This is a genomic window from Streptomyces sp. NPDC047971, assembly GCF_040653355.1.
Taxonomy (GTDB): domain Bacteria; phylum Actinomycetota; class Actinomycetes; order Streptomycetales; family Streptomycetaceae; genus Streptomyces.
The window spans coordinates 39095-63801 of the sequence record NZ_JBEZNW010000014.1 but is presented as its reverse complement, the minus strand read 5'-3'; the positions used below and the strand labels follow the sequence as shown (position 1 = coordinate 63801).

The window sequence follows — 24707 nt, the reverse complement described above, 5'->3', positions numbered from 1 at the left end:
CCCGTGTGACCGAGCTCGACTCCCCTCGCTCCGCCCTGCCTCGTCCTGCTCCTGAGGGACACGTACGACTCCCTTCCCCGCCGTGGATCCGCGCTGCCCGCGCGTCGGACACGGCCGGCCCCTTTGGCGCGCCCGCCTTCTCGGCCGAGAGACATCTGGAGACCCCGAAGCCATGAGCCTCACCCGTACACGGCGCCACACGGTCGCCTTCGCCCTGATCACCGCGACCACGCTCGCCCTCACGGCGTGCGGCTCGGGCACTCCCGCGACGACGGCGCCCGCGGCGGGGGCGGGGAAGGGCGCGGTGCCGACGGCCGACGTGGTGTCGACGATCGCCAGGGACGAGGCGGCGGCGCGGCTGCTGCCCGCCGAGGTACGTCGCGGCGGCACGATCTCCGTCGCCTCCGCGACCGGCACCCTGCCCGGCGCCGCCTACCTCCCGGACGGGAGGACACTGGTCGGCGCGGACGTCGACGTCACCGACGCGGTGGCGAAGGTGCTCGGACTCCGGGTGAAGCGCGAGGTGGTGAGCTGGGAGGCGATCCTGCCGGCCCTCGGCAGCGGGAAGTACGACGTCGGCACGGGGAACTTCGGGGTGACGGAGGAACGGCGCAGGACGATCGACTTCGTGACCTACGTCAACGACGGGCAGGGGTTCGCGACGCGCGCGGACAGTCCGCTGAAGAAGGTCACCGACCTGACCCAGCTGTGCGGCCTGAACGTGGCGACGGGCGGCGGCACGACCTTCGAGGCGACGCTGGAGCGGAACCGTCCGCGGTGCGCGGCGGCCGGCAGGAAGCCGTACGAGGTCCAGGTCTTCAACGACCTGGGCGCCCAGTGGATGTCGCTCCAGCAGGGGCGCAGCGATGTGCTGATGAGCACGGTCAACGGCCTGCGGTACGCGGTGACCCAGCAGGAGAACGTCAGGTTCCTCAACGAGTACCGTCGGCTGGACGTGGGCTTCGCCTTCACCAAGGGCACGCCGCTCGCGCCCGCGTTCCGGGCGGCGGTGAACAGGCTGAAGGCGGACGGCACGTACGACCGGATCCTGAGGAAGTGGGGCCTGACGGACTCGGCGATCGCCGAGTCCCGGATCTCTCCTCCGGAGATCCCGGCACCGGAGAAGTGAGGGGAGCGGGGCGGGCGGTGGGGCTCAGCACCCGCAGTCGCACCCGCAGTCACAGCCGTCGCAGCAGCCCCCGTCGCCGCCCTCGCCACCCCCGCAGCAGTTGCCGCAGTTGCCGCAGCATTCACAGCAGTCGCAGCAGCTGCCGATGTCATGGCAGAGCCCCTCGCGGCGCTCGCGGCTCCAGGGGTCCTCGTGCCCGCAGCACAGCTGGCACGTGCATGCCAGCCCCATCCAGACGGCGCAGCCGGCCATCAGGCCGCGGCGCCGGTTCGGCGGCTCGGGCGGCAGCGGGTCTCCCGGCCCGCCGGGACCGGGGGCGTACGGGTTCCCCGGCACGGGACCGGGCGCGTACGGCCCCGGTGAGTACGGGCCGGGCTGGTGCGCTCCCCCGGGAGCGGCCACACCGTGGTCACAGCTGGTCGTGCCGAAGGCGCGCTCCACCGACCTGCGCAGCTCGTGGGCGAGCAGCACGTGCGCGAGTCCGCCGTTCACGAACTCCGCGTCCCGCAGCGCCAGCCGGATCCCGTGCAGCGCGTCGTCCGCGAGCCTGCGCGCCTCCTCCCGCGAGGTGCCCGTGGCGGTGAGCGGGTTCCAGGCGCCCGCCGCGGCGTCGGCCTCGCGGTCCTCCACGGCGTCCAGCAGGTGCGCGAGCCTTCCGAAGAGCCTGCCCGCCTCGGCCAGCGGCTCCACGTTCCCCGGCCGGCCCGCCAGGATCGCGGTGTGGGCGAAGGCCGCGGCCGTCGCCGTCTCGGTCGGTTCGGTCACGACGAGGAGCGGTGTGCCGGGTCCGGCGAGTTCCTCGATGCCGGTCTGCCGGTCGACGGCGTCCACCAGGACCGCCGTGTCGAAGCCGAGCTCGCGCCCGGTGCGCGCGCCCGCCCGGTCCCAGGACCTGGCGACCCGGCGGGCCGCCGCGGCGACCGGCCGGCGGGCCAACAGCCCGTCCCGGTCGGCGACGTGGTCCCGGACCTTCGCCGAGGCGAGGACGAGCGAGACCGCCGCCGCGAGGCGGGCGCCCTCGCCCTGGGCCACCGGCGCGGTCCGCATCTGGCGCAGCGGGCAGGGTCCCGCGGTGCGCCTCCCGCCCGGGACCGAACCGGTCTGAGCCTCGGTCAGAACGGAGACTATGAGGCCGTCGTAGTTGGTGACCACCCTGGCGAACTGCCCGTGGTCGGCCCGAAGTGCCAGGCAGAGGCCGCAGAGATGGGCCATCCACTCGGTCTTGAGACCCTCCGTGAGCCGATGCGTGCAGGGCCTGACGATTCCGAACAAAGAGACTCCCCCGTGAGTCGTCGCGCGTGCTTCGGCGCTCCGCGGACATCGTATCCAGCCCGCTCGTTCACCCGGACGCTCCGACCGTCACCCTTCTGGACCGACTTTCATATTTAAGTTGCCCACGCCCTCCGGAACCTCCGTCAGGCCCCGTATACCGCAATATTCCTGACGATTCGCCAGAAAACCGACCTCACGTTCTGCACCAGTACCGTCACGAAACCCGCGCGCGCCGACTATCCACTTGGCGCGCGATCCGCATCATGGACGACGATAGGGATATGCGGAACCACAAGTGACCGCGTCGAAAGGAGGCGTCCATGGGATCGGTGCGCAAGGCGAGTGCCTGGCTGGGACTCGTCGAGGACAGCGACGAGCGTTACTACGACGACGAGTACGCCGAGGGTGCCGAGAACGGCGACGCCTGGGTGACGGACCCGCGGGTCCGGGTGGCGTCCGACGCGGCGCAGGAGCACGGCCGCCGGATCGCGACCGTCTCCCCGGACGGCTTCCGGGACGCCCGGGGCATCGGCGAGCTCTTCCGGGACGGCGTCCCGGTCATCGTGAACCTCACGGCCATGGAGCCCTCCGACGCCAAGCGCGTGGTGGACTTCGCCGCCGGTCTCGCCTTCGGCCTGCGCGGGTCGATCGAGCGGGTGGCGACGCGGGTCTTCCTCCTGACGCCCGCCGACACCCAGATCATCAGCGGGGACCCCGCGGGGCGCGCACAGGACGGCTTCTTCAACCAGAGCTGAGCCGCGGGCGGCTCCCGTCGGCGGCGACCGGGCGGGGGCTTCCCGACGGCGGCACCGGGGGACGGCTCACCGTTCGCCGGGACGCGGCACGCGGGGCGTCTCAGCGCGCCGTGCGTCCGGAGCGGGCCGGCTCCGCGGGCTCGCGGGTGGCAGGCACCCGTACCTCCTCGGGAGCCGAGGCCGCCGGGCCCTTCGGAGCCGCCGGGCCGCCCGCCTGCTCCACCAGATCCTCCGGATCCACCGGGCACTCCATCACCCGCGGCAGCCGGAGCGCCATCAGCGCGCCGAGCAGCAGCAGGCCGGCGCTGACGAACAGCGTCACGTGCAGTCCGTCCACGAAGGCATGCCGGGCCGCGTGGTACAGCGCGGTACCGGCCGCGCCGCCCAGCTGGTCGGCCACCTGGTACGCCTCCCCCAGCGAGTTCGCGGCGGCCCGGCTCGCCTCGTCCGGAACACCGGGGACGGCGGAGAGGCCGGGGGCGTACGCCGCGTTCATCACGCTGCCGAGCAGCGCGATGCCCATGCCCGCGCCGAGCTGGTACGAGGTCTCGCCGATGGCCGCCGCGCCGCCCGCGCTCTCCGGCGGGGCCTCGCTGAGCATCGACTCGTAGGCGGAGAAGAGCGTCGTCTGCAGCCCGAAACCGAGCAGCACGAAGCCGCAGGTGAGCAGGAGCGGCCGGTCGTCCTGGCCCATGAGGACCAGGAGCAGCACGGCGGCGGCGGTGAGCACGAAGCCCCAGCCGACCATGCGGCGCGGGCCGATCCTGCGCAGGGTGTACGAGCCGGTGGCGCCCGCCGCCATGGCGGCGAAGGTGAGCGGCAGCAGCCGCAGCCCGGTCTCCAGGGGGCTGAGACCGAGGACCAGCTGGAGGTACTGGACGGCGATCAGCTCCAGGCCGACCAGCGCCAGCATGGCGAGCACGATGCAGCCGACGGACGTGGTGAACGCGGCCCGGGAGAAGAGCCGCATGTCGATCAGCGGGTGGGCCCGTCGCCGCTGCCTGCGTACGAAGAGGACCAGCAGGGCGGCGCCGATGAGCAGCGGTCCGGCGGTCGGGTACGTGAGGAGGTCCTCGCCTGCGCCGATCCGCTTCACCCCGAGGACCGCGCCGAGGACGCCGGCCGCGGCCATCAGCGCGCCGAGCACGTCCCAGGGGCCGTCGCCGCGGCCCTTGGACTCGGGCAGCAGCCAGCGGCCGAGCGGCAGGATCAGCGCCATCAGCGGGATGTTGATCAGGAAGACCGAGCCCCACCAGTAGTGCTCGACCAGGAAGCCGCCGAGCACGGGGCCGGTGGCGGCGCCGATGGCGGCGACCGCCGTCCAGATGCCGATGGCCGTGGCCCGCTCACGCCGGTCGGGGAAGACCGCCCGGAGGATCGAGAGGGTGGCGGGCATGATCATCGCGCCGCCGACGCCGAGCAGGGCACGGGCGGCGATCAGGACCCCGGGGTCGGTGGCGAGGGCGGCGACCGCGGAGGCGACCCCGAACAGCGCGTAGCCGAGGAGCAGCACCTTCCGCCGTCCCACCCGGTCACCGAGCGTGCCGAAGAGGATCAGCAGCGAGGCGCAGATGAGGGGATAGGCGTCGACGATCCACAGCAGCGCGGTGGAGCTGGGGCGCAGGTCCTCGGTGAGGGAGGGGACGGCGACATGGAGCACGGTCGCGTCCAGCGCGACCAGCAGCAGGCTGACGCAGAGGACGACGAGGACGACCCAGCGGTTCGCTCCGCCGCCGGCGACGCGGAGCCGAGCTCCGGCCGTGATCGTCCGCTGCATGTACGTACCTCCCAAGGAATCCCTCGCGCTCGGTGGGCACCGGCCGGGGCGTGGGGCCTCGGGGCGGCCCGGCATCGACGGGCGAGTGAGCCGTCAGCGTACGCGAGTTCAGTGCCCGAGCGCGTGGTGCAGCTCTCACCCCGGCGGACCGCGGAGTGTGGCGTACGCCACTCCGACCTCGCCGCGCGTCGCATGGAATTGCACACGCACAGGTGTTTGAAGCATTTCCGTGGCGTACAAACAGACTTCCGGAAAGTCACCTGGCGGCAAAAGGGCAGAAGGTCATCGGATTCTCCGACGTACGCCAGGAATAAGTACCGGTCTGAGACCTACTCCACATCACATCGTCATCACGAAGACACCGGATCGACCGAGGTCGCTACTCACTCCCTGTAACGTCGATTGGGTGCGAACCGACATCTTTGCCCGGCTGGACCGGGAGCCGGAACCGCCGAAGATAGAGGTCCCGGGGATGACCCGCACGCGTCTCGCCCTCTTCGGCGGGACGCTGGCGTTCTATCTCGCCATCGTCGTGGCCGTGCTCCTGTCGACCTGGCTGGTGACCCTCGACTGGAAGATCATGCTCTTCCGGCCGTACCAGCAGTGGCCGGAGATCCACGGCTTCCTCGACTACTACGTGGTCCTCGGTCAACGCGGTCCCACCGCGGTGATGGTGGCGGCCTGGCTGGGCTGGCGCTCCTGGCGCCAGCACACACTGCGACCCCTGCTGTCGCTCGGCGCGGCGCTGCTCCTGCTGAATGTGACCGTCGGCGCGGTCAAGCTCGGGCTCGGCCGTCTCGGGCCCCACTACGCGACGCAGGTCGGCTCGGCCGAGCTCTTCGCGGGCGGCGATATATTTCCGTCGGGGCACACCGCCAACGCCGTCGTGACCTGGGGAATCCTGGCCTATCTGGCGACCACTCCGCGGGCCCGGCGCTACCTGTCGGCCCTCTCGGCCGTGGTCGCGCTCGGCGTCGGTCTCACCACCGTCTACATCGGTACGCACTGGCTGAGCGATGTGCTGCTCGGCTGGGCCGCGGGACTCCTCATCCTGCTGGCCCTGCCGTGGTGCGAGGCGCCGATCGCCCGGGCCGAGACGATGATCCTGAGCCTGCGCGACCGCCTGCGCGAGCAGCTGCGGGCCCGCCGCCGGCTGGTGCCCTCGCTGCCCGTCGCGACCGGTGGACCGCGCCCCGCGGTGCACCAGCAGCGGCCGACCGGAGCCGAGGAGCCCGTCCGGGAGATCATCGGCGTCAGGAGCGGGCGGTCCGCCGCCGGGCACGGCGAGGGGCGGCTGGCGTCGCCGCTCACCACCCCCCGCGCGCACTCCGCGCACGCGACCCACTCGACGCACTCCGCCCACGCCGTGCGCTCCGAGCGGACGCCGGTCACCCCGACCGGCAGCCGCCGCCCGCCGCACTCGCGGCCGGTCACCGGAGGCTGACCCCCGTCACGACCGCATGAGGAAGGGCCCCGGCACCCGCGCCGGGGCCCTTCCTCATGTCCTCGTGCGGCGGCCCAGGACGTTCCCTCCGGATCACCCCGCGCTTCCCGATCGAGCCCGGCACGATCCGGAAGGGGCGCCCTAGCCGAGCCAGCAGCGGGTGACGGTGCCCTCCGTCACCTCGAAGTTGATGCGCCCCTCCAGGTACTCCATGGTGATGATCGAGCCGGGCGGCAGGGACCGCACCACGCTCCAGCCGTGGTCCCGGGCGAGCGCCTCGGCCCGTTCCCGGGCCATCCCCACATAGTCGTCCGGCGGTACGGGAGAGCTCTGCTTCGGTGTCATGCAACTCACGTTAGTCCCTTACCGGTCACGCTTGTGTCACAGCTTCTCGACATACGTTTGACACGAGCCCCGTCACCCTGGAGGACGCTTTCCTGCCGAATCCCCGGCAATTACCGGCGCACTCCGACAGCGGGAACAAAGCCCTTCGAATTCCCTCTCCACGCCCCTCCCAAGGGAATTGAGAGGGCGCGTGACGGCCGTCCGGCATTCACGATTTCCCCGCACGATGCGCACACGTTCGGCCGATCGGAGCAGCGTCGTCGGCCCGCCTACCGAGCTCCTGGACCGCAGGCGCGCATCATGTCCGGACGATTCGGAACCGGAGGCATCGATGGGCACCGACACCGCGCAGGCGGCCGTCGAATCACCTCGGGAACGGCATGGGCGGGTCCTGATCGACTGGCTCACGACGACCGACCACAAGAAGATCGGCCACCTCTACCTGGTCACCTCGTTCGTCTTCTTCCTGGCCGCCGGGCTCATGGCGATGCTGATGCGGGCCGAGCTGGCCCGCCCCGGACTCCAGCTGATCGACAACCAGCAGTTCAACCAGGCGTTCACCCTGCACGGCACGATCATGCTGCTGCTCTTCGCGACGCCGACCTTCGCCGGCTTCGCCAACGAGCTGGTGCCGCTGCAGATCGGCGCCCCCGACGTCGCCTTCCCCCGGCTGAACATGTTCTCGTACTGGCTGTTCCTCCTCGGCGGACTGATGGTGATCGGCTCGCTCCTCGTGCCGAGCGGGCCCGCCGCCTTCGGGTGGACCGCCTACGCCCCGCTCAACAGCCTGGAGCGCTCCCCCGGCATCGGCGCGGACCTGTGGATCATGGGGCTCGCGCTCTCCGGCTTCGGCACGATCCTGACCTCGGTGAACTTCCTCGCGACGATCGTCGGGATGCGCGCGCCGGGCATGACCATGTTCCGGATGCCGATCTTCACCTGGAACATCCTCTTCACCGCGATCCTGGTGCTGATGGCGTTCCCCGTGCTGGCCGCGGCGCTGCTCGTCCTGGAGTCGGACCGGCGGTTCGGCTCGCTGGTCTTCCAGCCGGAGAACGGCGGGGCGCTGCTGTGGCAGCACCTCTTCTGGTTCTTCGGTCATCCCGAGGTCTACATCATCGCGCTGCCGTTCTTCGGCATCGTCAGCGAGATCATCCCGGTCTTCGCCCGCAAGCCGATCTTCGGCTACGCGACCCTGATCGCCGCCACCATGGCGATCACCGGACTCTCGGTGGTCGTGTGGGCGCACCACATGTTCGCCACCGGAGCGGTGCTGCTGCCCTTCTTCTCCCTGCTGTCGTTCCTCATCGCCGTGCCGACCGGGGTCAAGTTCTTCAACTGGACCGGCACGATGCTCAGGGGCTCGCTCTCCTTCGAGACCCCCATGCTCTGGTCGGTCGGGTTCCTGGTCTCCTTCCTCTTCGGCGGACTGACCGGCGTCATCCTCGCCTCGCCGCCGATGGACTTCGCCGTGACCGACTCGTACTTCGTCGTCGCCCACTTCCACTACACGGTCTTCGGCACGGTCGTCTTCGCGACGTTCGCCGGCTTCTACTTCTGGTGGCCCAAGTTCACCGGACGGCTCCTCGACGAGCGTCTGGGCAAGGTCCACTTCTGGACCCTCTTCGTCGGATTCCACCTGACGTTCCTGGTGCAGCACTGGCTCGGCGCGGAGGGCATGCCACGGCGGTACGCCGACTACCTGGACGCCGACGGGTTCACCGCGCTCAACACGGTCTCCACCATCGGGGCGTTCCTGCTCGGCGCTTCCACGCTGCCGTTCCTGTACAACGTCTGGCGCACCGCCCGATACGGGACGAAGGTCGACGTGGACGACCCGTGGGGGTTCGGCCGCTCGCTGGAGTGGGCGACCTCGTGCCCGCCGCCCCGCCACAACTTCGACGCCGTTCCCCGGATCCGCTCCGAGTCGCCGGCCTTCGATCTGCACCACCCGGAGTTCGCGGACTTCGAGCGGGCCCGGATCAGTCCGCCGGGCGCTCCGAACGTTCCAGAGCGCGGGAAAGCCGGTCCCTGACGGTACGGATCCAGTCGACGAGCTCGGGGGGCTCGACGACCTCGAAGTCGAGGCCCAGCGTCATCACGTGGATCACCAGGTACTCCAGGCTCCCGGCGCCGGTGCGGAGCAGGCAGGAGCCGTCCCCCTCCGCCTCCAGGACGCCGTCCATGGGTCCGACGGCCTGGAGGGCGTCGGCGAGCGGGACATGGAGCCGGATCGTCGCCCCTGCCGCGTAGGCCGCCGTCGAGACGCCCTCGGAGACGAAGGCGGCCAGGTCCTCGGCGGGGGGCTCGCGGGGCGGGAAGCGGGGGCCGTGCGGCGGCCTCGGCTCGATCCGGTCGGCCCGGAAGGTCCGCCAGTCGGCGCGGTCGAGGTCCCAGGCGACCAGGTACCAGCGGCGCTCGGTGCACACGAGCCGGTGCGGCTCGACCGTACGGCGGGTGGCCGTGCCGCCGTGGTCGCGGTACTCGAAGCGGAGCCGCTCGCTGTCCCGGCAGGCGTTCGCGAGCTCGGTCAGCACGGCGGGATCGACCTGCGCCCGCGGCGTGCGCAGCATCGGCACGGTGAAGGCGTTGAGGGTGCCGACCCGGCGCCGCAGCCGTCCCGGCAGGACCTGCTCCAGCTTGGCCAGGGCGCGTACGGAGGTCTCGCCGATGCCCTCGACGCCCTGGCCCGCCGCCGTGCGCAGCCCGACCGCCACCGCGACGGCCTCGTCGTCGTCGAGCAGCAGCGGGGGCAGCTCGGCCCCGGCACCGAGCTGATAGCCGCCACCGGTACCGGGGCTGGCGTTGACGGGATAGCCGAGTTCGCGCAGCCGGTCGACATCGCGCCGCACGGTGCGCGGGGTGACCCCGAGCCGCTCGGCGAGATCGGCACCGGACCACTCGCGATGGGCCTGCAGCAGCGAGAGCAGACGCAGCAGTCGTGCGGAGGTCTCCAACATGGACCCGAGTCTGCCAGCGGTCGAGGACAGCCACGGTCCTCGACCGCGCGCCGGTTCCGTGCGGCGCGACCGCCGTCCCGGGGCGGCGGGTGGTCAGCGGAAGCGGCGGACCAGCACCCCGGCTCGGCGCTTCAGCTCGTACACGGCGTCGATGGCGCCGCCCACCGCACGGTGCACGGCCTCTCCGAGACCGCCGTGGGTGCGCCGGCTCGCGCCGCGCGCCACGAGCTCGGACCAGATCTCCTCGTGGCGGGCGGCGATGCGCACCGGGTCGAAGCGCTCGGACGCCGTCAGGGCGGCGCGCGCGGTCTTCGCGCGCAGCTCGTCGTCCTCGATGAGGTCGAGCAGCGCCCGGGCGATCGCGGCCACGTCGTCGACGGGCACCAGACGGCCGTCGACCCCGTCCGCGATGATCTCGCGGGGACCGTGGCAGTCGGTGGAGACGACCGGGAGCCCGCACCGCATCGCCTCGACGATGGTCATGCCGAACGACTCGCGCTGGGAGGTGACGGCGGCGATCGAGCCCTTCGCCCACTCCGCCTCCATCGGGTTGGCCCAGCCCATGAGGAAGACGCTCTCCTCGAGGCCGCGGTCCTTGATGCGCCGCGCGAGCGTGGCCCTCATGTCGTCGACGGCGTCCCCGGTGCCGTAGATCCGCAGCTTCCAGTCCGACCGGGCCGCCACCACCTCGGCGAACGCGTCGATGAGCACGTCGTACCGCTTGACGCGCGTCAGCCGGCCCGCCGCGACGACGGTCTTCGCCGCGGGGTCGGCGGGCGCCACGCCCGGCGCGGGCACGCTGTTGGGCACCGCGTCGATCCGCACCCCCGGCAGCTTCAGCCGGGACCGGTAGGCGCGGGCGTCGGCCTCGGTGACCGTCGTGACGGCGTCCAGGAGCGCGTACTGGTGGCGGATCTCGCGGCGCAGCCGGAACGTGTGTCCGGCGAGCACCAGATGCTCCTGGCCGACCAGGACCGGGCCGCGCCGGGCCTGCTTGGCGAGGTGGACGTTGAGCCCGGGGCGGGTGGCGATGAGCACGTCGGCCTCGACGCCCGCGAGATGTTCGCCGATACGGGCGTCGGTCAGCGCGCTGTACTGCTTCCACCGGCCGTCGCCGCGCGGGAAGACCGTGGCGGGGCGGGCGAAGTCCGGGTGCTCCCCGTCGTAGCCGGGGCTGTCCTTCCGCAGGTCCACGAGGTGACGCAGGGTCACACCCGGTGGCAGGCCGAGGATCGGCTCGTCGCGGTGCCGGAAGACGGACACGATCTCCACCTCGTGACGCTCCGCCAGGACCTGGGCCAGGGTGAACGTCGTCCGGATGGTTCCGCCGATGTGGTAGGCGTTGTGGAGCAGAAAGGAGATGCGCATCGGGCTGCCGGTTCCCCCCGGTGAAGTGGTCGGACGGTGGCGACTGTACTGCCCGCCGGGCTCCCGCTTCACGGTCGGTAGCCGAGCTGCGGAACGGTGGCGCAGTTCGTGGTCATCTCTCCCTGGCTCACCCAGCCCCTGCCGTCCTGCCAACGGGCCACGGACAGACAGGTGTGACGGTCCTTCGGCGGCTCGGCGAGCTTCTCGAAGCGGACCGGCAGCAGCAGTCCGCGCGCGGTGTACGGCTCCGGCCGGTCGACGAACTCCTCGACGCAGGCGCGGCTGAGCCGGTCGCCGCAGGACAGCGCCGCGTCCGTGAACCACATGGCGGCGGCCCAGCCCTCCAGCTGCCACTGGGAGAGCGGCCGGTCCCCCATGGCCGCCCGGAACTCCCGTACCGCCGGATGCCCGGTGTCCTCGTAGTTCCGGCTGGCTCCGGTCACGAAGAGCGCATCGCGGCAGGCGGGGGACGCGGCGTAGTCGCGGGGCACGGTGGAGGACCAGTTCTGCACGTTGGTCACCTTGGCGGTCACGTGCACGTCCAGCGCCTCCATCGCCTCGCAGAGCCGGGCGTTGCCGTGCGTTTCCATGGCGTCGAAGACGAGGTCGGCTCCCTGCGCCTTCAGATCCGCCGCCACGGCGCGGAAGTTGGGGAGAGCGAAGTCGACCTGCTCGTCGACGACGTTGTACCCCTCGGCCCGCAGACCGTCGGAGATCAGCCGGGCGTACGCCGTCGACGCGGCCTGGTTGTAGGCGACGACCGCGGCGGTACGGGCGCCGTGCTCGCGCTTGAAGTAGCGGTAGACCTCGGTCCCGCCGTACAGCACCCCGTCCCAGCCCGGTGCCTGGCCGGTGCGCGGGGCGAGGCTGCCGTAGATCCCGTACAGATGCGGATAGGTGTCGTAGGCCGGGGTGAGCGGCTGTCCCCCGATGTCGGGGACGCCGGCCTTCGCGACGAGCGGTGCTCCGGCGTAGTCGAGCGCCGTGGTGGCGACCAGGGCGAAGACCTTCCGTTCGTCGATCAGCTTGTGCACGCACTCGTTGTTGCCGACGCCGCTGCCGCCGTCGTCGCAGGTGATCACCTCGACGCGGCGTCCGTTCAGGCCCCCGCGGGCGTTGAGGGCGTCGAACCAGGCGCGGGCGCCGTCCCGCGGGCCGGTGAACGCGTCTCCGCCGACGGGGCTGGTGGCGCTGGTGATGACGCCGATCCGGAGCGGCTCACCGCCGGAGGGGACAGTGGCGGTGGGCCGCGTCTCGAACGCGCGCTCCGGGAGCCTGCTGCCGCATGCCGCGGTCAGGGCGAGCAGTCCGGCCAGGAGCAGCGCCGCGGCGGTCTCAGCAGCCCGGAACGGTCGCACCGCTGAGCTGCGCCAGGCCGCAGAGGGTCTTCACGGACACCTTCCAGGTGCCGTCCTGGTAGACCGACGTGCCCTTGGAGTCGGGCACGGCCGGGGCGCCCGCGACCAGCAGGTCGTAGGTCACGTCGGCGTTGTTCGGCGAGGTGAACTGGATCGTCTTGACCTGCGCCGTGGCCTGCGACGCCGCGTCGTTGGTCAGGAGCGCCTCAAGGGCCGGGCGCAGCTGTTCGCCGTTCTCCAGCAGCTCCGCCCGCTCCGCCGCAGGGGTCTTCGGGTCGAAGAAGGCGGTCCAGTTCTCGGTGATCTCCGCCCTGGCGGCGGCGGGGTCGGCCGGCGCTGTCGCGGCGGGCGACGGGGAGTCCGACTCACCGCCCCCGTCGTCTCCACAGGCCACGAGGACCGGTCCGAGCACCAGAACCGACGCGGCCGCCAGGGCCACGAGACGCGAGCGAGGGCGAGTGGGTCCACCGTGTCGCTTGAGAACCATCTGGCTCACCACCGGGTGTCCGTCGAGGCCGGGTGGCCTGATGATTCCAGGGTGGTCCGGTTCCGGGCATAGTGCAAAGGAAGAGGGCATACGGGGGCATGACGGTCGGGGGGCCGAGGCGAGGAGGCCCCGTGCCGAGATCACGGGAACTGCTGTGGGGCGGCCTCGCGGCGGTCGCCGGGGGCGCGGTCCTCTGCGTCCTCGGGTGGTACGGAATCTCCGGCGAACGCTTCGCCGAGCGCCAGCTGCCCTACCTCGCCTCGTGCACGGTGCCCGGGGCCGCGCTGATCGTGGCCGGGGCCGTCCTGGTCGGGGCGGCGGGGCGGCTCCCGGCGCGCGGGCCCGTGCCCGCTCCGGAATCCCCGGAGGAACCCGGGCCGCCGTCGTCGGACGATCCGCCGGTACGGGTGTCCGGCGGGACGCTGGCGCACCGACCCGACTGCCCGCTGGTGGCCGGCCGGGGGGACGCCGAACCCGCGGGTGACGCGGAGCTCGCCCCCTGCCCGGTGTGTGAGCCGCCGTGGCCTCGCTGACGTACGACCTCACCCTCGCCGGACTCGCCGTCGGCAGCGCCGCCGCCCTCACCGGCATCGGGCTGATCGTCACGTACCGCGCCACCGGCGTGCTCAACCTGGCGCACGGCGCGATCGCGATGGTCTGCGCGTACGTGCTGCGGCAGCTGGTGGTCGAGTGGGGCTGGCCGCTGCCGTGGGGCGCGCTCCTGACCCTGCTCGTGGTCGCGCCCGGGATCGGCCTGGCCCTGGACCGGGCCGTCTTCCGGCCCCTGGCGCTCCTCGGCTCCAACCCGGCGCAGACCCTGGTGGCCTCCATCGGCGTCTTCGTGCTGCTGGTCGGCGGGGCCGCGCTGGTGTGGGGCGGCGGGGCGCGCGCGGACGCGCCGGTGCTGCTGGGCGACGATCCGTGGGCGCAGCTGGCGGCGGTGGTCCTGCTGGCCCTGGCGGTGGGGGCGGTGACCCGCTGGACCCGCTTCGGACGCGAGCTGCGGGCGGTGGTCGACAACCGGCCGCTGGCGATGCTGGGCGGGATCGACGCGGACCGGGTGTCGGCGGCGGGCTGGGCGTTCGGCTCGTTCACCGCGGGACTGACGGGGGTGCTGCTCGCCCCGTACGTCCGACTCGACCCGTACGGGATGCCGCTGCTGGTCATCGAGGTGATCGCGGTCGCGGTGGCGGCCCGGATGCGGAGCCTGCCGGTGGCGATCGTGACGGCGCTCGCGCTGGGCGTCGCGCAGGCGCAGCTGGCCCGCTTCCACCCGGAGGGGTGGGCGGGGCCGCTGGTGCAGGCGGTGGGGGCGAACCTCTTCGTCCTCGCGCTGCTGGTGGCCGCGCTGGCGCTGCCGGGGGTCGGCGGGCGGGGCCAGGACGCGCTGCCTCCGCCCGCCGACGCGCCGCGGACGCCACCGGGGGTGTGGCTGACGGTCGCCGTGCTGTTCCTCCTGCCGCTCGGCTTCGCGGGCACGGATCTGCACACCGCGGTCCAGGTACCGGCGCTGGCGATCGTGCTGCTGTCGCTGGTGGTGGTGACGGGCCGGGGCGGGCAGATCGCTCTCGGGCAGGCGGCCTACGCGGGTCTCGGCGCCCTGTTCACGGCGCTCCTCGCGGCCGGGGGGCTGCCCGAGCTGGTGGCGCTCGCGCTGGCCGTGCTGCTCGTCGCCCCGCTGGGCCTGGCCACCGGGTGGCCGGCGATCCGGCGGCACGGTCTCGCCCTGGCACTCGCGACGCTGGCGGTCGGGGTGGCGGTGAGCCGGTTCGTCTTCGCCCAGCCGTACGCGACGGCCGGTCTGGAGCTCGCTCGCCCCGCGGGCTTCTCGGACGACCGCGGCTACTACGCCCTGGAGCTCGTCCTCCTGACCGGCTGTCTGCTCCTGGTCGCGACGCTGCGCCGGGGCCGCACGGGCCGGGCGCTCGCCGCGCTGCGCGACCACGAGCCCGGCGCGGAGGCGGCGGGGGTGCGGGTGAGCCTCCTCAAGCTGCTGGCCTTCGTCCTGGGCGCGGCCCTGGCGGCCCTGGGCGGCGGCCTGCTGGGCATGGGGCTGCGCGCCTTCGACCCGGAGGCGTACGACCCGGTCCGCGGGCTCCTCTGGTTCGCCGCGATCATCGTCCTGGGCGCCGACAGCCTCCTCTCCCCCCTCGCCGCCGCGGCCCTCCTGGTGGCCCTGGACGCCGGCACGCGGGGCGGCGTGGCCGCGGCGGTGGTGGGCGTCCTCGCGGCGCTGGTGGGCCGAGTGCCCCCGCTGACGTCCTGGCTCCCGTCCCGGCGAGCGCCCTCGGTCGCCGGCGGCGCCCTGCCCGCAGCCGGCGGGCCGGCCGGTGACAGGGCGGGCCCGGGCGATGCCCGGCCACGGCCCCGCCGCCCCGCACCCGCCCGTCGGCCGCCGCCGATGCCCCGCCTCGCCGCCCACCACGTCAGCCTCACCTACCCCGGCGGACTCACGGCCCTCAGCGACGTCAGCCTCGCCCTGATCCCCGGTCGTGTCACCGCCCTCGTCGGCCCCAACGGCGCCGGCAAGAGCACCCTCTTCGACTGTCTGGCCGGCACGCTGCGCCCCACCGACGGCCGGGTCGTCCTCGACGGCGCCGACATCACCGCCCGCCCGGCCCACGCCCGCACCCGCCTCGGCGTCGCCCGCTCGTTCCAGCAGCTCGCCGTCTTCCCCTCCCTCACCGTCGAGGAGAACGTCCGTCTCGGCGCCGAGCAGGGCCACCGCCGCTCCCCCGCCACCACCGAACAGGCCCTCCGCCTCCTCGGGCTGGCCGGACCGGTCCGCCACCGTCCCGCCGCCGGCCTCCCCACCGGGACGCTGCGCCGGGTCGAACTGGCCCGCGCGCTCGCGGGCGGCCCGCACACCCTCCTCCTGGACGAGCCCTCCGCCGGACTGGACTCCGCCGAGACCGACGCCCTCGCCCGGGTCCTCGCCGCCCTCGCCGCCGACGGCCTCACCGTCCTCGTCGTCGAGCACGACCCCGACCTCGTCGCCGGCATCGCCCACACCGTGCACACCATGGAGGGAGGCCGGATCGTGTCATGAGCGTCGAGATCGCCCTGCGCGCCGCACGTGTCCGCTACGGGCCCCTGGAGGCCCTGCACGGCCTCGGTCTGCCGGTGCCCGCGGCCACCGTCACCGTCCTGGTCGGCCGCAACGGCTCCGGCCGTACGACGGCCCTGCGCGCCCTCGCCGGGACCGTGCCCCTGGCCTCCGGCACGGTCCTGTGGCGCGGTACCGACGTGACCCGCCTCCACGCCCACGAACGGGCCCGTCGCGGCCTGTGCTTCGTACCGGACCTCCGGGCGGTGTACGCGGCGCTCACCGTCGCCGAGAACCTGGAGCTGGCTCCCGGGGACCCCGACCGGGCCCTGGAGGCGTATCCCGAGCTCGCCCCCCTGCTCGCCCGCCCCGCCGGCACGCTCTCCGGCGGCGAACGCCGGATGCTCGCCGTCTCCCGGGCCGCGCTGACCCCCGCCCGCGTGGTCCTGGTCGACGAGCCGTCCCTCGGGATGTCCCCTGCGGTCTCCTCGCGTACGTACGCGCTGCTCGCCGCCCTCGCCGGGGCGGGCGCGGCCGTGGTGCTCGCCGAGCAGCGCCCCCCGCCCGGGCTGCCGCCCGGCACGCTGCTGCACGAACTGCGGCGCGGCTCCCTCGCGTTCAGCGGGGAGGCCGCGGAGTTCACCGCCGGGCGGTGAGGGGGGCGATGCGGAGCATCATCCCGATCATGATCCGGTTCGGATCCGGCCCGATCACGCTCCGGTTCGCCGCGTACAGCGCCTGCCAGCCGCCGGCGATCCCGAACCGCTCGGCGATCGTGTTCAGCGTGTCGCCGGGCTGGACCGTGTGGACCCGCCCGCTCAGCCCGTACCGCGCCGAGCAGACCGGCCAGGCGTCCCAGCCCTGGTTGCGCAGGACCTCCTCCGCGACGGTGATCTGTTCCTGACGCGTCGCCAGGTCGGCGCGCGGGGCGAAGCCCAGGCCCCCGTGCTCGATCCAGGTCGGCTGCCAGAACTGGAGTCCGCCGTAGTAGCCGTTGCCGGTGTTGAGGTTCCACCGGCCGCTGCTCTCGCACTCCGCGACACATCCCCACGGCCACTGGTCCGCGGCGCAGGCGGGGGCCGCCGGCAGCTGCGGCACCCCTGCCTGGGCCGGCGCCGGGACGAGGGCCATGAGCGCGGCGGCCGACGCACCGGCTGCCCACCATCTGATCTTCGACATCGCGGCAGGCTAGGCAGCACGCACGGGCACCGGCGCCGTGCCGCGCGGGGCGACCCGCATCCCCCACCCGGTCGGAGTCACACAAGTTGCCGGACCCGTACGCGTGACCCAGGCCGATCCTTCCCCGTTGAACTCGGCATGAGACGAGCCGGGAACCGCCCGGCGTCGCAGGTAACGAGTCCAGGGAGTCCCCCGTGCCGCGCATGCTCGACGTCAGCGAGGACGTACGCGCCGAGATCGGCGACGAAGAAGCGGACCGGCTGCTCGCCGGCGACAACGCCCCGGGCAGCTACGACTGCACCTCCTGCCGCACGCCGGGCGACTCCGAGCAGGAGCGTACGAGCACGGTGCTGTTCGTCGGCGAGGAGACCGCCGTCCTGGCGTTCGCCCACGCCAGCTGCATTCCCTCCCAGGTCGTCCAGGTCGCCGAGGAGCAGCTCCAGGGTGCGGTCCGGTCCATCGCCGCGACGGACGCCGCGGACGCGCTCGGCGCGGCCCACCCCGAGCAGGCCGTCCTCGGGGTCACCAGCGGCCTGGTGCTGATCGAGGGCGAGCTGCACCCCGCGCTGGTCGTCGAACCGACCGCCCCGGTCGCCCGCCCGGGCTCGGACGGGCTGAGCGACGAGTTCCTGCCGCTCCTGATCGAGCAGGGCTTCATGCCGATCTCCGACGTGAACCAGAAGCCGGGCGTGCTGCCCGGCTGGTCCGTGCTCGTCGCCATGGGTCAGCTGCACTCGGTGCTCCAGCCGGGTACGGGCGGCACCGGCCAGGCCGCCTGGTGGCAGGCGCACCAGCCGCTCCAGGTGACCGAGGGCTGGCGTGCCGCGGCCAACAAGTCGCACACGGTCCTGGTGTTCGCCGCCCCGGTCGGCTCGATCGGCCAGCAGCCGCGCGAGGACCTGCTCCGCGACGCCCTGGAGAAGGCCGCGGCCAACGGCCGGCTGGTGGCTGCCGCGATGCCGCTGGCCGGCACGTGAGGGAACACGGGCGTACGGGCATAGGGGCGTCGGGGTACGGCCCCTGGGTCCCGGTCGTGCCCCGCCCCCGGCGGCCACCGGTTTCCGAGAGCCGCCCGCATCCGACGGACCACGAGGTCGTTGGCACGTACGTGCACACATACGACCCACTCCGCCCGCAATATCCGAGTCAGATCCCCTCCATGCGCCCGGCGCAGGACGTCACGGCGGGCCAGTCGGCCACACCGATCTACGACGCCCTGTACTCGGAGTACCGGCGGTCGTTCCGGACTCTCCCCGGGGATCGCAGCGGGGAGGACGATCTGGGCTTCCGGCCGTTCGGTACGCCGGTGAGTTCGGGCCTCTACGGCCACGGAGCCGGGCACGGCTCCGGGTCCTCCAGGTCCGGCGGAGCGTCCGGGCACGGGTCCGGAGCGGCCGGTTCCGGCCAGGGGGCCGCGCACGGCAGTCGGTACGGGACCTATCCGTCGGCGTGGTCGGCCCAGCACCACACTCCGGCGGCGCTGCCACCGGGGCCCCGCAGGGGGCTGTAGGACGGAGCACGTACGGCGGAGGGCCGGGGCACATCGCCCCGGCCCTCCGCCGTACTCACGCTCGCGCGACGACTACTTCTTGCGGCCGCGCTTCTCCCGGACACGGACCGAGATGTGGATCGGGGTGCCCTCGAAGCCGAACTCCTCGCGCAGCCGGCGCTCGACGAAGCGGCGGTAGCCGGCCTCCAGGAAGCCGGAGGCGAAGAGCACGAACCGCGGCGGCTTGGTGCCCGCCTGCGTGCCGAAGAGGATGCGGGGCTGCTTGCCGCCGCGGATCGGGTGCGGGTGGGCGGCGACGAGCTCGCCGAGGAAGGCGTTCAGCCGGCCGGTGGGGACGCGGGTCTCCCAGCCGGCGAGCGCGGTCTCGATCGCCGGGACGAGCTTGTCCATGTGGCGGCCGGTCTTGGCGGAGACGTTGACCCGGGGGGCCCAGGAGACCTGCTGCATCTCGGTCTCGATCTCGCGCTCCAGGTAGTAGCGCCGCTCCTCGTCGAGCTCGTCCCACTTGTTGTACGCGATGACGAGCGCGCGGCCCGACTCGACCGCCATCGTGATGATGCGCTGGTCCTGGACGGAGATGTTGTCGGTGGTGTCGATCAGGACGACCGCGACCTCCGCCTTCTCGACCGCGGCGGCGGTCCGCAGGGAGGCGTAGTAGTCCGCGCCCTCCTGGAGGTGGACCTTCTTGCGGATACCGGCGGTGTCCACGAACTTCCAGGTCTTGCCGCCCAGCTCGATGAGCTCGTCGACCGGGTCGCGGGTGGTGCCCGCGAGCTCGTTGACGACCACGCGGTCCTCGCGCGCGACCTTGTTCAGGAGCGAGGACTTGCCGACGTTCGGGCGGCCGATGAGGGCGACGCGGCGGGGCCCGCCGACGGCGTTGCCGAAGGTCTGCGCGGGGGCCTCGGGCAGGGCCTCCAGAACGGCGTCGAGCATGTCGCCCGTACCGCGCCCGTGCAGCGAGGAGACCGGGTACGGCTCGCCGAGGCCCAGCGACCACAGAGCGGTGGCGTCGGCCTCGCCGGAGGGGCCGTCGACCTTGTTGGCGCAGAGCACGACGGGCTTGCCGGCGCGGCGCAGCAGCTTGACGACGGCCTCGTCGGTGTCGGTGGCGCCGACGGTGGCGTCCACGACGAAGACACAGGCGTCGGCCGCCTCGATGGCGTACTCGGCCTGGGCGGCGACGGAGGCGTCGATGCCGAGGACGTCCTGCTCCCAGCCGCCGGTGTCGACGACCTTGAAGCGGCGGCCGGCCCACTCGGCCTCGTAGGTGACGCGGTCGCGGGTGACGCCGGGCTTGTCCTCGACGACGGCCTCACGACGTCCGATGATCCGGTTCACCAGGGTCGACTTGCCGACATTGGGACGGCCGACGACGGCGAGGACGGGGAGCGGGCCGTGCCCCGCCTCCTCGATCGCGCCTTCGACGTCCTCGATGTCGAAGCCCTCTTCCGCGGCGAGCTCCATGAACTCCGCGTACTCGGCGTCGCCAAGTGCCCCGTGGTCGTGCTGGTCGTTCATGAAGTCCGTTCCTTGATCATTCGTGGTCGGTGGGCGCGAACCCACTACTCAGAGTCTCACTCAGCGCCCGGTGAGGCGCCTGGCGTTCTTCAGGTGGGCGGTCAGCCGCTCCTGAATGCGTACGGTGGCGTCGTCCAGCGCCTTGCGGGTGCGCCGGCCGCTGCCGTCGCCGGCATCGAAGGCGTCACCGAAGACGATGTCGACGCGAGAGCGCAGCGGGGGCAGCGCCTTGATCAACCGTCCGGGGCGGTCGGAACTTCCCAGGACGGCCACCGGGACGATCGGCGCGCCGCTGCGGACGGCGAAGTAGGCGAGGCCGGCCCGCAGCGAGGCGAAGTCGCCCTCGCCACGGGTGCCCTCGGGGAAGATCCCGAGGACGCCACCGTTCTCCAGGACCGAGAGGGCGTTGCCTATGGCGTTCCGGTCCGCGCTGTGGCGGTCCACCTTGAGCTGCCCGATGCCCTCCAGGAAGGGCCCGAGCGGGCCCACGAACGCTTCCTTCTTGATCAGGAAGTGCACGGGGCGGGGCGCGGTCCCCATGAGCATGGGGCCGTCGATGTTGTGCGCGTGGTTGACGGCGAGGATGACGGGGCCGGAGGCCGGCACCCGCCACGCGCCGAGGACGCGTGGCTTCCACAGGCCGTACATCAGCCCGATGCCGATGCCGCGCCCGACGGCGGCACCTCGCTCGGAGGGCTGGGTCACTTCGCGGCCGCCCTCTTCTCCTCCACCAGGGTCACGACGCACTCGATGACCTGGTCCAGGGTGAGCTCCGTGGTGTCGACCTCGACGGCGTCGTCGGCCTTGGCCAGCGGGGAGGTCTTGCGGCTGGAGTCGGCCGCGTCGCGCTTGATCAGGGCCTGCTGGGTGGCGGCCACGTCGGCGCCCTTCAGCTCGCCGGAGCGGCGTGCGGCGCGGGCCTCGGGGGACGCGGTGAGGAAGATCTTCAGGTCGGCGTCGGGCAGGACGGTCGTGCCGATGTCACGGCCCTCGACCACGATGCCGCCCTCGGCGTTCCTGGCGATGGTCCGCTGGAGCTCGGTGATGAGGGCCCGCACCTCGGGGACGGCGCTGACGGCGCTGACCTTGGAGGTGACCTCGTCGGTGCGGATGGGCCCGGCGGCGTCGGCTCCGTCGACGGTGATCGTCGGACGGGCCGGGTCGGTGCCGGAGACGATGACGGGCTTGGCGGAGGCGTTGGCGACGGCGTCGGCGTCGTGGACGTCGACACCGTTGCTGATCATCCACCAGGTGATCGCCCGGTACTGCGCGCCGGTGTCCAGGTAGCTCAGCCCCAGCTTGGCGGCAACCGCCTTCGAGGTGCTCGACTTGCCCGTGCCGGAGGGCCCGTCGATGGCGACGATCACGGTTTCCACGGTGGGGAACACCTTCCTGAGGTGAGCGATGTAGGCCACCCGGGACGCGGGGGCCACCACAAGGTTACCGACTGACGACCACCCGTTCGGCCCCCACCGCCACGGGCGGGCGCACGACAGGCCGCACGGGGCGGCAGGACCGGGCCGACGGGGCGGGGGCTACCGGCCCGGCGGGGCGGCCAGCCCGGCTGGGCAGGGTCGCACGGCCCGGCGCGGCGGGGCGGCACGGACCGGGGGCAGGGCTACCGGCCCGGCCTGGCGGCACGGACCGGTGGGGCGGGGCCGCACGGACCGTGGGCCTGTACGGCCGCGCCCCACGTGACGGCGCGAGCCGCGCCGGCCGCGGGGGCCGGTCGGCTCCCGCTCCTGGGCCGCTAGCCGGTCCTGAGGGCCCAGCCGCGTTCCTTCAGCGCCTCGCCGAGGACCGGCGCCGCCGACGGGGTCACCATCAGCTGGACCAGACCCGCCTGCTGGCCGGTCGCGTGCTCGATGCGGACGTCCTCGATGTTGACGCCCGCCCGGCCCGCGTCGGCGAAGATGCGGGCGAGCTCGCCCGGCTGGTCGCTGATGAGGACCGCGACGGTCTCGTACTGCGCGGGGGCGGCGCCGTGCTTGCCCGGCACCCGGGCCCGCCCCGCGTTGCCGCGGCGCAGGACATCCTCGACGCCGCTCGTGCCCTCCCGGCGCTTCTCCTCGTCCGTGGACTCCAGGGAGCGGAGCGCCCGGACCGTCTCGTCCAGATCGGCGGCGACGCCCGCGAGGACGTCCGCGACCGGCCCGGGGTTCGCCGACAGGATCTCGACCCACATGCGCGGGTCGGAGGCGGCGATCCTGGTGACGTCGCGGATGCCCTGCCCGCAGAGCCGTACGGCCGTCTCGTCCGCCTCCTCCAGGCGCGCGGCGACCATCGACGACACCAGCTGCGGGGTGTGGGAGACGAGCGCGACCGCGCGGTCGTGGGCGTCCGCGTCCATGACGACCGGGACGGCGCGGCAGAGCGCGACCAGTTCCAGGGCCAGGTTGAGGACCTCGGTGTCCGTGTCGCGACCGGGCGTGAGGACCCACGGCCGCCCCTCGAAGAGGTCCGCCGTGGCCGCCAGCGGGCCCGAACGCTCCTTCCCGGACATCGGGTGCGTGCCGATGTACGCGGTGAGGTCGAGCCCCAGCCCCTCCAGCTCGCGCTTCGGCCCGCCCTTGACGCTCGCCACGTCCAGGTAGCCGCGTGCGAGGCCGGCCCGCATCGCCTCGGCGAGCGTGGCCGCCACGTGGGCCGGGGGTACGGCGATGATCGCGAGGTCGACGGGGCCCTCGGGCGCCTCCTCGGTGCCGGCGCCGAGCGACGCCGCGATCCGGGCGCTGGCCGGGTCGTGGTCACGGAGGTGGACGGCGATGCCCCGCCCGGCGAGGGCGAGCGCCGCCGAGGTGCCGATCAGGCCGGTTCCGATGACGAGTGCGGTTCTCACCGGGCGACGCCCTCGCGCCGGGCGGCCGCGGCGGCGGGGGAACCCGCGCGGGCCCGCCCCGGGGCGCGCCCGTACGTGTCCCCGGACCCGGACCCGGACTCGTGCCCGGCCGGCTGGACGGCGCCTCGGACCGCTCGTACCGCCACCTGATGCTCCTTACCCGACCTGCGAAACCTTGCGAGACCTGCTGCGATCAGCCTAGTCAGCGAGGCGGACACACCGTCACCGGCGACCGCCCTGCGAGACGTGGGGCCGCCGGTGCGCCGGGCCGGTGTCAGATGTTCTGCTGACGGATCAGGTCCTCCAGCGACTCGCCGCTCTGCGGCAGGGAGCCGCTCGGGGTGAGTTTGTCCACGACCTGCGGCAGGGACCTGGCGATCTCGTCGGCGGCCTGCTGGGGGCTGACCCCGGCGTCCTGCGCGACCTTCTGCAGGGTGTCGTCCGGCAGCGCCTGGGCGATCTCCGGACCGCTGACCGGCTGGTTCTGGCCGGGGCCGACCCAGGACTGGGCCTGGTCGACCAGGCCCGACCTGGTCAGCATGTCCATGAGGCCGCCGAGAGGGTTGCCGCCGTCGGCGCCTCCCTTGCCGGCCATCAGGGCGCCGAGCAGCGAGCCGATGATGTTCCCGCCCGCGCCCTGCCCGGAGCCGCTGCCGCCGAGGAGGCCCCCGAGGAGACTGCCGAGATCGTTTCCTGCCATCGCTCCGCCTTTCATCCGGTACGAAACACGGACAATGTCACGCAAACCGAATGGTGCCGCCACTCGGGGTATCCACGGTGCGCGACGGCCGCGATACAACTGTCGGCATGCTGCTGCACGTCGTACCGCTGGACGAATGGTCCGCCGATCCCGACCTCCCCTACGCGCCGCCGTCGCTGACCTCGGAGGGCTTCGTCCACTGCTCGCCGGACGAGACGGCCGCGCTGACCGTCGCCGACGCCCACTACCGCGGCGCGCACGGCCCTCTCCTGGTGCTCGTCCTGGACGAGTCGAGGCTGAGCGCGGAGATCCGCTGGGAGGGCTCGGAGGACATGCTCTTCCCGCACGTGTACGGGCCGATCGAGCGGGCGGCCGTCACCGCCGTCCTGGAGGTGCGCCGGGACCCGGACGGCCGTGCGAGGGAGCTGACGCCCTGGGTCTAGGGGTGTCCCGCCGACGAGCCCGGTCGGATCGACGAGACATCCCCTCGGGCGTGTTTGCGGGCCGCCGGAGGGATGCGCCACCAAGCTGTACGGCATGAATCCACAAGCCACGCCCCGCCGTGCCGTGCTGCTGGCCGGCGCGGGTTCCGCCGCCGCCCTGGCCACGGGCTGCGGCTCCGACGGAGACGGCGACGGCGACGCGACCGCCTCGCCCGCGCCCCCGGACACCACGGAACCCACCGAGTCGGAGGCCACGACGGAGCCGACCGCCTCCGCGCCCGACGAGGAGTCCCTCACCGAGACGTCCGACATCCCGGTCGGCGGGGGGACGATCTTCAAGGAGGAGAAGATCGTCGTCACCCAGCCCACGGCCGGGGACTTCAAGGCGTTCTCGGCGATCTGCACCCACCAGGGCTGCATCGTCGCCAAGGTCGAGAACGGCACGATCGACTGCGCGTGCCACGGTTCCACGTTCCGCATCACGGACGGCTCGGTGGTCACGGGCCCTGCCACACGCCCCCTCCCGGCCGAGGAGATCACCGTGTCGGGGGACTCGATCAGCCTCGCGTAGCCT

At 73.1% G+C, this 24707-nt stretch carries 24 protein-coding genes; 10 read left to right on the top strand and 14 right to left on the bottom strand.

The window, feature by feature from the left end; genetic code table 11:
• Positions 1 to 172 precede the first annotated feature (172 nt).
• Positions 173 to 1129: an ABC transporter substrate-binding protein gene (locus AB0D99_RS15860; RefSeq protein ID WP_362361169.1), complete on the top strand. Its 957-nt coding sequence runs from the start codon at positions 173 to 175 to the stop codon at positions 1127 to 1129.
• A gap of 24 nt (positions 1130 to 1153) precedes the next feature.
• Here AB0D99_RS15860 and AB0D99_RS15855 read toward each other — a convergent pair whose 3' ends face one another.
• On the bottom strand, positions 1154 to 2401 hold the full coding sequence (locus AB0D99_RS15855; RefSeq protein WP_362361166.1) for a DUF5685 family protein: 1248 nt from the start codon (positions 2399 to 2401) through the stop codon (positions 1154 to 1156).
• A gap of 320 nt (positions 2402 to 2721) precedes the next feature.
• Between AB0D99_RS15855 and AB0D99_RS15850 the strand changes: the two genes are divergently transcribed.
• On the top strand, positions 2722 to 3156 hold the full coding sequence (locus AB0D99_RS15850; RefSeq protein WP_362361163.1) for a cell division protein SepF: 435 nt from the start codon (positions 2722 to 2724) through the stop codon (positions 3154 to 3156).
• Between the two features lie 100 nt (positions 3157 to 3256).
• Here AB0D99_RS15850 and AB0D99_RS15845 read toward each other — a convergent pair whose 3' ends face one another.
• Positions 3257 to 4933 carry an MFS transporter gene (locus tag AB0D99_RS15845; RefSeq protein WP_362361160.1) on the bottom strand — a complete coding sequence of 559 codons (1677 nt, stop codon included), beginning with the start codon at positions 4931 to 4933 and terminating at the stop codon, positions 3257 to 3259.
• A 406-nt stretch (positions 4934 to 5339) separates the two neighbouring features.
• On the opposite strand from AB0D99_RS15845, the gene AB0D99_RS15840 reads away from it, so the two are divergent.
• Positions 5340 to 6377: a phosphatase PAP2 family protein gene (locus AB0D99_RS15840; RefSeq protein WP_362361157.1), complete on the top strand. Its 1038-nt coding sequence runs from the start codon at positions 5340 to 5342 to the stop codon at positions 6375 to 6377.
• A 141-nt stretch (positions 6378 to 6518) separates the two neighbouring features.
• Here AB0D99_RS15840 and AB0D99_RS15835 read toward each other — a convergent pair whose 3' ends face one another.
• The gene (locus AB0D99_RS15835; protein WP_362361154.1) at positions 6519 to 6722 is read right to left on the bottom strand and encodes a proteinase inhibitor I78; all 204 of its coding nucleotides are present in this window, start codon (positions 6720 to 6722) and stop codon (positions 6519 to 6521) included.
• Positions 6723 to 7053: 331 nt separating this feature from the next.
• On the opposite strand from AB0D99_RS15835, the gene ctaD reads away from it, so the two are divergent.
• Positions 7054 to 8757: a cytochrome c oxidase subunit I gene (gene ctaD / locus AB0D99_RS15830; protein WP_362361151.1), complete on the top strand. Its 1704-nt coding sequence runs from the start codon at positions 7054 to 7056 to the stop codon at positions 8755 to 8757.
• Here the strand turns inward: ctaD and AB0D99_RS15825 are convergent.
• The 4 genes from AB0D99_RS15825 to AB0D99_RS15810 form a co-directional block, all read right to left on the bottom strand.
• Positions 8705 to 9682, bottom strand: a complete 978-nt coding sequence (locus AB0D99_RS15825; RefSeq protein WP_362361148.1) for a YafY family protein — start codon at positions 9680 to 9682, stop codon at positions 8705 to 8707. The two genes, ctaD and AB0D99_RS15825, sit on opposite strands and share 53 nt — an antisense overlap.
• Before the next feature lie 93 nt (positions 9683 to 9775).
• Entirely contained in the window at positions 9776 to 11050 is a 1275-nt protein-coding gene (locus tag AB0D99_RS15820) for a glycosyltransferase family 4 protein (protein WP_362361145.1), read from the bottom strand.
• A 68-nt stretch (positions 11051 to 11118) separates the two neighbouring features.
• Entirely contained in the window at positions 11119 to 12408 is a 1290-nt protein-coding gene (locus tag AB0D99_RS15815) for an ABC transporter substrate-binding protein (RefSeq protein ID WP_362361142.1), read from the bottom strand.
• A complete protein-coding gene (locus AB0D99_RS15810) occupies positions 12386 to 12847 on the bottom strand; it encodes a hypothetical protein (protein WP_362361139.1) in 462 nt (153 codons plus the stop codon). Before AB0D99_RS15810 ends, AB0D99_RS15815 begins: the two co-directional genes overlap by 23 nt.
• A 179-nt stretch (positions 12848 to 13026) precedes the next feature.
• Between AB0D99_RS15810 and AB0D99_RS15805 the strand changes: the two genes are divergently transcribed.
• The 3 genes from AB0D99_RS15805 to AB0D99_RS15795 are packed head-to-tail and all read left to right on the top strand — an operon-like array spanning position 13027 to position 16597.
• Positions 13027 to 13428 (top strand): hypothetical protein, encoded by a 402-nt coding sequence (locus tag AB0D99_RS15805; RefSeq protein ID WP_362361136.1) that lies wholly within the window; start codon positions 13027 to 13029, stop codon positions 13426 to 13428.
• On the top strand, positions 13416 to 15944 hold the full coding sequence (locus AB0D99_RS15800) for an ATP-binding cassette domain-containing protein (protein WP_362361133.1): 2529 nt from the start codon (positions 13416 to 13418) through the stop codon (positions 15942 to 15944). The genes AB0D99_RS15805 and AB0D99_RS15800 overlap by 13 nt, the downstream gene beginning before the upstream one ends.
• Positions 15941 to 16597: an ATP-binding cassette domain-containing protein gene (locus AB0D99_RS15795; RefSeq protein WP_362361130.1), complete on the top strand. Its 657-nt coding sequence runs from the start codon at positions 15941 to 15943 to the stop codon at positions 16595 to 16597. The genes AB0D99_RS15800 and AB0D99_RS15795 overlap by 4 nt, the downstream gene beginning before the upstream one ends.
• Here the strand turns inward: AB0D99_RS15795 and AB0D99_RS15790 are convergent.
• A complete protein-coding gene (locus AB0D99_RS15790) occupies positions 16581 to 17120 on the bottom strand; it encodes a transglycosylase family protein (RefSeq protein ID WP_362361127.1) in 540 nt (179 codons plus the stop codon). The genes AB0D99_RS15795 and AB0D99_RS15790 overlap by 17 nt on opposite strands.
• Positions 17121 to 17314: 194 nt before the next feature.
• On the opposite strand from AB0D99_RS15790, the gene AB0D99_RS15785 reads away from it, so the two are divergent.
• Positions 17315 to 18097 carry a hypothetical protein gene (locus AB0D99_RS15785; protein ID WP_362361124.1) on the top strand — a complete coding sequence of 261 codons (783 nt, stop codon included), beginning with the start codon at positions 17315 to 17317 and terminating at the stop codon, positions 18095 to 18097.
• Between the two features lie 605 nt (positions 18098 to 18702).
• On the opposite strand, the gene der is transcribed toward AB0D99_RS15785, so the two are convergent.
• The 6 genes from der to AB0D99_RS15755 form a co-directional block, all read right to left on the bottom strand.
• Positions 18703 to 20151 (bottom strand): ribosome biogenesis GTPase Der, encoded by a 1449-nt coding sequence (gene der / locus AB0D99_RS15780; RefSeq protein WP_362361121.1) that lies wholly within the window; start codon positions 20149 to 20151, stop codon positions 18703 to 18705.
• Positions 20152 to 20211: 60 nt separating this feature from the next.
• Positions 20212 to 20799, bottom strand: coding sequence for a lysophospholipid acyltransferase family protein (locus tag AB0D99_RS15775; RefSeq protein ID WP_362361458.1), 588 nt, complete (start codon positions 20797 to 20799; stop codon positions 20212 to 20214).
• Positions 20800 to 20852: 53 nt separating this feature from the next.
• Positions 20853 to 21539 carry a (d)CMP kinase gene (cmk, locus tag AB0D99_RS15770; protein WP_362361118.1) on the bottom strand — a complete coding sequence of 229 codons (687 nt, stop codon included), beginning with the start codon at positions 21537 to 21539 and terminating at the stop codon, positions 20853 to 20855.
• A 362-nt stretch (positions 21540 to 21901) separates the two neighbouring features.
• A complete protein-coding gene (locus AB0D99_RS15765; protein WP_362361115.1) occupies positions 21902 to 22990 on the bottom strand; it encodes a prephenate dehydrogenase in 1089 nt (362 codons plus the stop codon).
• On the bottom strand, positions 22987 to 23136 hold the full coding sequence (locus AB0D99_RS15760; protein ID WP_362361112.1) for a hypothetical protein: 150 nt from the start codon (positions 23134 to 23136) through the stop codon (positions 22987 to 22989). The genes AB0D99_RS15765 and AB0D99_RS15760 overlap by 4 nt, the downstream gene beginning before the upstream one ends.
• Before the next feature lie 128 nt (positions 23137 to 23264).
• Positions 23265 to 23690, bottom strand: a complete 426-nt coding sequence (locus AB0D99_RS15755) for a YidB family protein (protein ID WP_362361109.1) — start codon at positions 23688 to 23690, stop codon at positions 23265 to 23267.
• 107 nt (positions 23691 to 23797) lie between these two features.
• Here AB0D99_RS15755 and AB0D99_RS15750 point away from each other — a divergent pair, with 107 nt between their 5' ends.
• Both AB0D99_RS15750 and AB0D99_RS15745 read left to right on the top strand, forming a co-directional pair.
• Positions 23798 to 24133, top strand: coding sequence for a DUF952 domain-containing protein (locus AB0D99_RS15750; RefSeq protein ID WP_362361106.1), 336 nt, complete (start codon positions 23798 to 23800; stop codon positions 24131 to 24133).
• Between the two features lie 94 nt (positions 24134 to 24227).
• A complete protein-coding gene (locus tag AB0D99_RS15745; protein ID WP_362361104.1) occupies positions 24228 to 24704 on the top strand; it encodes a Rieske (2Fe-2S) protein in 477 nt (158 codons plus the stop codon).
• Positions 24705 to 24707 lie beyond the last annotated feature (3 nt).